At 38.3% G+C, this 10,428-nt stretch carries 6 protein-coding genes; all 6 read left to right on the top strand.

The window, feature by feature from the left end; all coding sequences use genetic code 11:
* Positions 1-637: 637 nt before the first annotated feature.
* The 6 genes from KTI78_RS06875 (at position 638) to KTI78_RS06900 (ending at position 10,301) form a co-directional block, all read left to right on the top strand.
* Complete coding sequence (locus tag KTI78_RS06875) at positions 638-1,705, top strand: type II asparaginase (RefSeq protein WP_063098673.1); 1,068 nt, start codon at positions 638-640, stop codon at positions 1,703-1,705.
* Positions 1,706-1,903: 198 nt separating this feature from the next.
* Complete coding sequence (gene dnaE / locus KTI78_RS06880) at positions 1,904-5,467, top strand: DNA polymerase III subunit alpha (RefSeq protein WP_262445614.1); 3,564 nt, start codon at positions 1,904-1,906, stop codon at positions 5,465-5,467.
* Between the two features lie 14 nt (positions 5,468-5,481).
* Positions 5,482-6,321: an RNA methyltransferase gene (locus KTI78_RS06885; RefSeq protein ID WP_262445615.1), complete on the top strand. Its 840-nt coding sequence runs from the start codon at positions 5,482-5,484 to the stop codon at positions 6,319-6,321.
* The gene (cysE, locus tag KTI78_RS06890) at positions 6,314-7,132 is read left to right on the top strand and encodes a serine O-acetyltransferase (protein ID WP_016141289.1); all 819 of its coding nucleotides are present in this window, start codon (positions 6,314-6,316) and stop codon (positions 7,130-7,132) included. Before KTI78_RS06885 ends, cysE begins: the two co-directional genes overlap by 8 nt.
* A gap of 105 nt (positions 7,133-7,237) precedes the next feature.
* A complete protein-coding gene (locus KTI78_RS06895; RefSeq protein WP_016141290.1) occupies positions 7,238-8,179 on the top strand; it encodes an ABUW_2363 family tetratricopeptide repeat lipoprotein in 942 nt (313 codons plus the stop codon).
* Positions 8,180-8,294: 115 nt separating this feature from the next.
* Entirely contained in the window at positions 8,295-10,301 is a 2,007-nt protein-coding gene (locus tag KTI78_RS06900; RefSeq protein ID WP_239975983.1) for an esterase/lipase family protein, read from the top strand.
* The last annotated feature ends 127 nt before the right edge of the window (positions 10,302-10,428 follow it).

Consider the following 10,428-nt stretch of genomic DNA (forward strand, 5'->3'; position numbering starts at 1 on the left):
AATTTTATATGACCTTATAAAATTGCTCTTTTTTTTATTCTCAATTTAAGGGTTAGAAATACGCACATATTTTTATATTAAATAATGATTTTAAAGTACTATTAAATTTTCTTAAATTAAACCTTAAAAAGAGAATAAAAATTACGCAAACAAAATTTATATTATTGAAAATAAATATCAAATGATTAATTTTTAATTCATTTTATTCGCGCTTAATTATATTAATTTAATAAAATTAATATTTAGTTCATTTCTAAAAATTATAAAAAATAGTTAAATCAAATTATAACAATAAAAATCAATAACATAAAAACACCAAATAGTAAATTAAAGTTCTATCTCTCCTATTATTTTTTAATTTTATAAAGATAAAAAAATCATTTGTTTTACTTATATTAAAAAATAAACAAATCGAGATAAATTAGAAAAACTTAATAGATTTTTTATTTTATTCATGTTATTTATTAACGCTAAATAAAAGCAATGACTAAGCTATTGTTGATGAAACAAAATGCTATTCAGGGATGCTTCTTATTCAAACAAGTTATGAATATGTTTTACATGGTATGTATTTTGCTTAGGAAAAGCAGACTTATTCAACAAACTTTTACTTCGTCACTTCATAAGGATATTTTCGATGTTGACTAAAACTGTTAAATCTTTAGGTTTAGCGATGGGCTTATTAGCCTGCTCTCTCCCACTTTATGCAAAAAATAATGTTGTTGTTGTTGCAACTGGCGGTACTATCGCTGGTGCTGGCGCAAGCTCGGCAAACAGTGCAACTTATACTGCTGCAAAGGTTCCTGTTGATACGCTAATCAATGCAGTTCCACAAATCAAAGATTTAGCAAATGTAACTGGTATTCAAGCATTACAAATCGCTTCTGAGAGTATTACTGATAAGGAATTATTAGAAATTGCTCGTCAAGTTAATGAACTTGTAAAAAAGCCATCTGTTAATGGTGTCGTGATTACACACGGTACAGATACTTTAGAAGAGACAGCATTTTTCTTAAATTTGGTTGTTCATACTGATAAACCAATTGTACTTGTTGGTTCAATGCGTCCTTCAACTGCTCTTTCAGCAGATGGTCCGCTTAACCTTTATAGTGCAGTTGCTTTGGCAGCTTCCGATGACGCAAAAAATAAGGGCGTTATGGTTCTCATGAACGACTCTATTTTTGCTGCACGTGATGTGACTAAAGGCATTAACATCCATACAAATGCTTTTGTTAGCCAATGGGGTGCTTTAGGTACATTAGTTGAAGGCAAGCCGTACTGGTTCAGACAATCTGTAAAACGTCATACCAATGCTTCAGAATTTAATATTGAAAATATTAAAGGCGATACACTTCCAACTGTACAGATCGTTTATGGTTCGGACTCTATGCTTCCAGATGCATATGAAGCGTATGCAAAAGCTGGTGCTAAAGCGATTATTAACGCTGGTACAGGTAACGGCTCTGTACCAAAATATATCGTACCAACCTTACAAAATCTTCACGACAAAAACGGTATCCAAATTATCCGTTCGTCACGTGTTGCACAAGGTTTTGTATTACGTGATGCAGAACAACCTGATTCTAAATATGGTTGGGTAGCAGCACATGATTTAAACCCACAAAAAGCGCGTCTTCTTGCAGCCTTAGCTCTTACTAAGACGAATGATACGAAAGAAATTCAACGCATGTTCTGGCAGTACTAAGCTTTTCAACCAGTCCAAACATAAGGTTTGGACTGGTCCTATTTAATAAAAATAAGCTCTTTTATATTAAATCTGTACAATAGATGTTCAAATCATTCTTCTTAAATAATAAAATCCTTAACAGTTTGCCAAAATATTAAGCATTTCGTTTTAACTTTGCATGCTAAACTATGCTGCAGTCGTATTAAGGATTGGTTTATGCAGTTTGTTCATCTCGGTATTTATACAGAATTTTCGATTACAGAGTCGATAGTTCGCATACCTGACTTGGTCAACGCTGCGGTTAAAGACCAAATGCCTGCGCTGGCATTAACCGACCTTTCAAACCTGCATGCAGCGGTAAAATTTTATAATTCTTGTTTAAAAAAAGGGATTAAACCGCTTTTAGGTAGCACAATCCGCCTTGATGATGCACAACATCGTGCAACTTTACTTGCAATGAGTAATGTAGGCTGGAAAAGTCTGACCGAGATCGTTTCACGCGGTTTTATTGAAGGTCAACAACTCAGTATTCCATGTGTAAAAAAAGAGTGGGTACTTGAACAGCATCAAGATATTATCGTTTTACTTGGCCAGCATAGTGATGTGGGTCAGATGCTTTGTTCATCTAACCCTCAAAAAGCAGCTCCTCTTTTAGAAGCATGGATCGAAAAATTTGGTAATCGTGTTTATCTTGCTCTAACACGTACTGACCGTCCAGGTGAAGAAGATTTTATTCAAGAAGCCGCTAAACTTGCTGCCCAATATAATGTGGGTGTAGTTGCGCATAATGATGTGCACTTTGTAGAAAAAGAAGATTTTGAAGCACATGAAGCTCGTGTTTGTATTGCTGATGGCTATGTATTAGCAGATGATCGTCGTCCACGTTTATATAGCCCTGAACAGCACTTTAAAACATCCGATGAAATGATCGAATTGTTTTCTGATATCCCAAGTGCTATCGAAAACACCTATAACATTGCAAAACGCTGTAATGTTAGCCTACAACTTGGCACCTACTTTTTACCTGATTATCCAATTCCAGATGGTTTTACCATCGACACTTACTTTGAACATTTGTCAAAAGTAGGTTTAGAAGAACGCTTAGATTATCTTTACCCTGTCGAAAAACGTGGCGAAGACTGGCCAGAAATTCGTAAGCCTTACGATGAACGAATTGATTATGAAGTCGGTATTATCCTGAAAATGGGGTTCCCGGGTTACTTCCTTATCGTCATGGACTTCATTCAATGGGCAAAAAATAACGGCGTTCCTGTGGGTCCAGGCCGTGGTTCAGGTGCGGGTTCTCTTGTAGCATATAGTTTAAAAATTACCGATCTTGATCCTCTTCGTTACGATCTACTTTTCGAACGTTTCTTAAACCCAGAACGTGTTTCGATGCCCGACTTTGATGTCGACTTCTGTATTGCTGGACGTGATCGCGTTATTGATTATGTTTCACGCACTTATGGACGTGAAGCCGTTTCGCAAATTGCAACTTTCGGTACGATGGCAGCAAAAGGTGCTATTCGGGACGTTGCCCGTGTATTAGGTAAATCTTACGGTTTAGCTGACCGTATCTCAAAAATGGTACCTACTAAACCACTCGGTGTAGACTTAGCCACTGCTATTGAGATGGAACCTCAGCTTAAAGATATTGTTACCAATCCATCTAATCCAGATAATGACGATGCCAGTGAAATCTGGGAAATGGCATTAAAATTAGAAGGTATTACCCGAAATACCGGTAAACATGCTGGTGGTGTTGTCATTGCACCAGGTAAGATTACCGATTTCTCGGCTGTACTTTGTGATGAAGACGGAACCAGCCGTGTTGCGCAATACGATAAAGACGATGTAGAGGCAGCTGGTCTCGTTAAGTTCGACTTCTTGGGTTTACGTAACTTAACCGTTATTGAAGACGCAATTCAAAATATCAATAAAAACCGCGATAGTAATGATCCACTCATTATTTCGCATGTTCCACTTGATGATGCTAAAGCATATTCTGTCTTTGCCGATGCAAATACAACCGCGGTATTCCAGTTTGAATCCGTCGGCATGAAACGAATGCTTAAAGAAGCACGTCCAAGTAAATTTGAAGAGATTATTGCGTTCGTATCATTGTACCGTCCTGGTCCAATGGATCTTATTCCTGACTTTATTCACCGTATGCATGGTGGGGATTTTGAATATCTTCACCCCCTTCTTGAAGGTGTATTAGAACCAACTTACGGGATTATGGTTTACCAAGAACAGGTTATGCAGACGGCACAGATATGTGCGGGTTATACACTCGGTGGCGCTGACTTACTACGTCGTGCAATGGGTAAAAAGAAACCTGAGGAGATGGTTAAGCAGCGTCAAATTTTCTTAGCAGGTGCTGCTGAAAAAGGGATTGACGAAAGTACAGCCAACCATATCTTTGACTATATGGAAAAGTTCGCAGGCTATGGTTTTAACAAATCTCACGCTGCTGCTTATGCCCTCGTTGCCTACCATACTGCATGGTTAAAAGCTCATTATCCTGCAGAGTTTATGGCAGCTGTAATGTCATCGGAAATGCAGAACACCGACAGTGTGGTATTTTTAATTGATGACTGCCGAAATAATGACCTAGAAGTTTTACCACCATCCGTCAACATGTCGACTTATCACTTCCATGCGAGCGATGATAAAACGATTGTATATGGTTTAGGTGCGATTAAAGGTGTTGGCGAGCAAGCGATGCAGTCCGTGATTGACTCTCGTCGACAGTTTGGCCCTTATACAGATCTATTTGATTTTTGCCATCGTATTGATTTGAAGAAAATCAATAAACGTACTTTAGAGGCATTAATCCGTGCAGGAGCACTCGATTGCCTAGGAATCGAACGTGCAAGCCTGATGGCACAATTGCCTGAAGCTGTACAAGCTGCCGAGCAAGCGCGTAGTAACCGTGAAAGCGGTATTATGGATTTATTTGGTGAAGTTGAAGAAGTTCAACGTAAACCAGCTAAACCGGTAAAACCGTGGAGTGATGAAGTTCGTCTAAAAGGCGAAAAAGATACGCTTGGGTTATATTTAACGGGCCATCCAATTGATGTTTACCGACAAGAACTTAAAGCTTTTATTCCTGTAAAACTTAATGAAATTACGGCTACACGTCGTGGTGTTACAACAGTTTATGCAGGATTAGTGATTGACGTTGCAAACTTTCCAAACCGCGTAGTTATCGTACTAGATGACGGTACCGCTCGTATTGAAGTAAGTTGCAATCATGAACGTTTCCAACGTTTTAAAGATATTATCCAAGTTGAGCGTGTTGTCGTCTTTGAAGGCGAAATTTATGAAAGAGAAGGCTTTGATCGTCCAATGGGACGTTTGAACAAAGCCTTTACTTTAAATGAAATACGACAAAAACGTGCCAATAGCATTCAGATCAAATTAGCAGAAGAGTTTATGCAAGCTACTTTGGCAAAAGATCTGCAAAATATTATCTTGCCATTTTGCAATGTAGATATGCATCAACATATCACCTTACAACTCCTGATAGATCAACCTTATGCTCAAGCAGAGCTTCAACTTGGTCCGCAATGGAAAGTCGCTCCTCTAGATGAATTACTTGCTAAACTCAGAGATTATTTTGGTAAAGATAATATTTACATTGAATATCAAGTAAAGTCGAAAGCAGCTAAAGCAGCAGAACCTGTCCGTCCGCAAACTGTTGCCTCTCCTCCTTCAGGCATGTCCATGGACGATGCATTGGATTTATACCAAAGCGAAGTTTCTCAATATTCGTAATTTCTGGAAATCTTATGAGTTCGTTTGATCCCACCACTGTGTCAAAACAGTTAGCACAAGTGCGTATTGTCATGGTAAATACCACTTTGCCTGCTAATATTGGCAGCGCTTTACGTGCCATGAAAACAATGGGACTAATTAAATTAGTTCTGGTTGCTCCAAAAACATATCCGCATCCAGATATACAAGCACTCGCTGCTGGTGCTCAAGATTTATTTGAACATCTTGAGATTGTAGATACTTTAGAAGATGCCATTAAAGATTGCCATTTAGTGTTTGGAACAAGTGCACGTAGCCGTACCATTCCTTGGCCTCTACTTGATGTACGACCTGCAGCTAAAGAAGCCATTAAAGCCACCACTCAAGGACAACAAATTGCGATTGTTTTTGGCCGTGAAGATCGTGGTTTAACAAACGAAGAATTAGCACTGGCCAATTATCATTTAACAATTCCTGTAAATCCGGACTATGGCGTATTAAATGTTGCGCAAGCAATCCAAGTCGTATGTTACGAACTTCGCATGTCTGCTCTAGAACAACAAAACGTGGACCAAGATGCAGAAGAAATGCCATTAGTTCAAGGTCAAAGCATGCAATGGGATGAACCATTGGTGACTCAGCAACAAATGGAAGAGTTTTATCCTCATCTAGAAAAAATGTTGACTGAAATTGAATTTTTAGATCCAGACAATCCACGTTTATTACCTTTACGCTTGCGTCGTTTATTTGGTCGTATACAATTAGATCGTATGGAATATCATTTACTTCGCGGTATTTTTAGTCGTGTACAAGCCCTAACAAGTGGTAAATGGAAAAAAGCATTATCTGACAAGGAGGATCAACCCAATGCTTAAACAGCTTAAAGAAGATATAAAGGCTGTATTTGCGCGAGATCCTGCTGCACGCAATACACTCGAAGTTCTTACCACCTACCCTGGCATTCATGCAATTATGATGCATCGTGTCGCGCATGAATTATGGCAAAAAGATTGTAAAGGTGCAGCTCGCCTACTTTCTTCATTTAGTCGTTTTGCAACAGGTATTGAAATTCATCCAGGCGCTAAAATTGGTAAGCGTTTTTTTATTGATCATGGCATGGGTGTTGTGATTGGTGAAACTGCTGAAATTGGCGACGATGTAACGCTTTATCATGGAGTAACCTTAGGTGGTACAACATGGAAGACTGGTAAACGCCACCCAACTTTAGAAGATGGCGTGGTGGTTGGTGCGGGTGCGAAAATCTTAGGCCCGTTTACGGTGGGTAAAGGTGCAAAAGTCGGTTCAAATGCTGTTGTGACTAAAGCGGTTCCTGCCGGTGTGACTGCTGTAGGCAACCCTGCTCGCTATATTTATAAAGATGCAGACAAAACTAAAGATAAAGATGAAGAACGTCGTCGTGATTATGCACAAAGTATTGGTTTCGCCCCATATGCGACCACAGCTGCTGATCAGTCAGACCCTATTTTAGACGGTATGCGAGTTTTACTTGATCGTATTCAGCACAATGAAACACGTATGAATAATTTATGTCAGCGTTTATCAGAGCTAGACCCTAGTTTTAAAAAAGAAAGTCAGGATCAGCAACCTTTTAGCGATGAAGAGTTAAAAATTCTTGAAGAAGTTCGTCGTGAATGCGGTGCGCAAACCAAGACATCAAAAACGTAATATTCTTGATTCATAATGTAACACGCTTACCCTTGCATGTCGGTTTAGCTTTTCCTAGACTTACCTGTACCAAATCTGACTTTACTAAAATGAACGGAAGATCCTATGAATTTTAAGCCTTTGGCATATATACTCCTTGCGACCTCAAGTTTAACCGCTTGTACAATGGCACCTGTAAAACAACAAAAAATTGAGCCTTTTGTTTTCAAGGAACCAGAGCTTACTCCTCCTTTTTATGCACTAAATCCTTTTAACTATGATCAGCCACCGGCATTTGAAGTTGCATTAAAAGATGCTGCTGCACAGCCTGTAACAAAAATGGTGGTTAATCGTCAAGATGATCCGACCAAACAGCTTACTCTCGACGTCAACAAACTCATTGTTCCGACTGTAAATAATTCACAACGCTCAATGAAATATGCAGTTTTAGCGGGTGAGAATGAAATTGATGTAACGTCTATTGATGACTTCTTACAGTTAGTAGAAGGTAAAGCACGTCACTACCCACCTCGCTTTACTGACCGTCAGGAACGTAAAGGCTTTGAAAGTAAGCTTAAAGAAGTAACACAGCAACTCGATACACTTGCTGCAAATGAAAATGCATCATTTGATATTCTACTTCGTGCTTTTAAAGCAAGTGTTCTTGCACGTAACCTTGATTTAGGTACTGTTCATACCACTAAATCTTTAGAATATGCTCAAAGACTTTTAAAAATTAATCCAGATGATGCGGAAACAAATTTCTGGTTTGGTTTTGGTTTATCTGAAGGTGGCGGCCAACGTGAAGCCATTCCATATTTAGACAAAGCCATTAAAGGTAATGTTCAAGAAGCATATCTAGCTGCAGCCAATAACTATATTGCGATGGAGCAAAAGAAAAACGCGATTCAGACACTGAAAAATTATAAAGTTAAATATCCAGATGAGGCGGAAGTTGCTGATCGTTTAATTCAAGAAATTGAAAAACAAGGTCGTTGGAATGTATGGCAAGTTTTGACTAACCCGGCTATGTCTCCGGCTACTCCTACTCAAACACCTAAAAAGTAAGTTTAATGATTTAAAAAGGGCTGTTTTGACAGCCCTTTTTTATATTTGATCATTTGAAAATTACTTTAAAATTTGTATGATCTACCTACCATTGAGCCACTATATTTTGACCCTAATGTTTTCAATAAAAAGAAACAAAACACTGCTGACGGTCATGCTACTCGGTTCAATTCTGAGTGGATGTCAGGTCGTAAATGTTAAACAGCAAGCTTTAAATGTAACGATTGCAAATGAACGTAATAGTATTCTTACGCAAGATAAACTCAGTGAAGCAAGCCTGAATGTTTTATCTATGTCGGGTCAGGAAGCTAAAGTTTGTACAGACACCCCTGAAACCTGTGTAAATCAACTCAAAAACCTTCCTCAAATTTTAGATGAACAGTTCTTATCGGCTGCAAGTGAGATGTATCTCGCAAAAGCAATGGCTTTATCAGATAGCTCTGACTGCAAAGTAAGTAGATTTACCAAACATAAATCTGAAGAAGAACAAAAGAGTATCCAGAATAGTTATGATAACTGCTTAGACCAGCAATTAAATTTACTCGATAAAAGTATTCGTTATAGCTACGCGTATCTATTTTCAACAAAACGTCAGCCTAATGACCGTATTTTTGATAATAGACAGGTTCAAATTCGCGACTTCTATAATCAAGCAATTGCCAAAATGGTCAGTGTTTATGATTTAAGGCACCCCAAGAAAAATGTGGTTGAACCACAAATTCACATTGGTAAAAGTGTTTACTCAATTGACTTTGAGTTTCATAGACAGTTAACAGGTCAAAAATTAGAAAAATTAATTTCAAGTTATAACTTAAATTTTTCAGGTTTAAGAACTATTAACCGCCGTGATGGCTTTGGGTCTGAATTTGTGGCTGTTTTCCCGAGTTCAGGAAGCGAAGATATTAATGAATATATTTTAGATCCCCTTAAATACAATTATAAAAATGGTGTGAATCCAAATATTCATCATGCACGCTACTTAGCTGCGACGATTGTAGCTGAACCAAAACACGCAAATACTGTTGAAGAAATTATTAATAATCCTGAATTCGTAATCCGAGTTTATGACCCATATCGGACAGATAATATTAAGGTAGCTGGTAAACAATATCCTCTAGCTGCTAACTTTTCAGCGCCTTATGGTCTATGGTTAGCCGAAAACAACCTAGGAGTCGCAGCCTATTTAAGTCTGATTGACCGCGATCAGCATTTAACTATGCCGCACCTCTACATGCTTGAACCGTACAATCCAAATAAGAAAATTATTGTATTAGTGCATGGTTTGGCAAGTAGCCCCGAAGCTTGGATTGCGCTCACCAATGATGTTATGGGCGATACGGTATTAAGAGACAATTATCAAGTTTGGCAAGTTTTCTATTCAACTAACATGCCAATTTTGGAAAGCCGTTTCCAAATTTATGCACTACTCAAACAAGCTTTTAGTTCGCTAAACCCAAGCGACCCGGCCGCCCATGATGCTGTTCTTGTAGGACATAGCATGGGAGGTATTATTAGCCGTTTACTGGTGAGTGATGGAGATATTACTAAACCAGCCTTAGAGCTAATGACGATCCGCCAGCAAAATCGCTTTAAAAAACATCCAATGATTACTGAACGATTGCAAATGCATTCAATCAATAATTTTGATCGCGCAATTTTCTTAGCTTCCCCTCATCGAGGTACAGATTATGCAGATCGTTGGTTTACCTTGGCAGCGCGTAAAATTATTCGCTTACCGGGTGCATTTTTGTCGGCTGTAGCCACCTCGCTAACAACCGAAAATTTAGACGTCAAAGATTTCTTGAGTAATATTGACAATGGTTTGATTCAAAATGGACCAAGCGATCTAAGTCATCAATCTAAATTTATGGAGCTCACAAAAGATATTAATCCGCACCAAGGATTAGTTTTCCATTCAATTATGGGAAATATAACTAAGAGTGATGACCCAAATGTGATTACCGATGGTATTGTTCCCTATAAAAGTGCTCACTTAGACGGAGCAAAGTCAGAAAAAGTTCTTCCTGGTGGTCATTCAATCCAGCTTACACCACAAGCTGTATTAGAACTGCGTCGTATTTTACGAGAACATTTGGTCGAACATGGTTTATATAAACCATAAAAAGAAAAAGAGCCAAAGGATAACCTTTGGCTCTTTCATTTTAGTATTAAATTTTACTGCCCAGAACGGATGATGTAATCAAACGCAGAGAGTGATGCTTTGGCGCCTTCACCTGTGGCAATAATGA

Source organism: Acinetobacter sp. WU_MDCI_Abxe161 (genome assembly GCF_025514355.1).
Taxonomy (GTDB): Bacteria; Pseudomonadota; Gammaproteobacteria; order Pseudomonadales; family Moraxellaceae; genus Acinetobacter; species Acinetobacter pittii_E.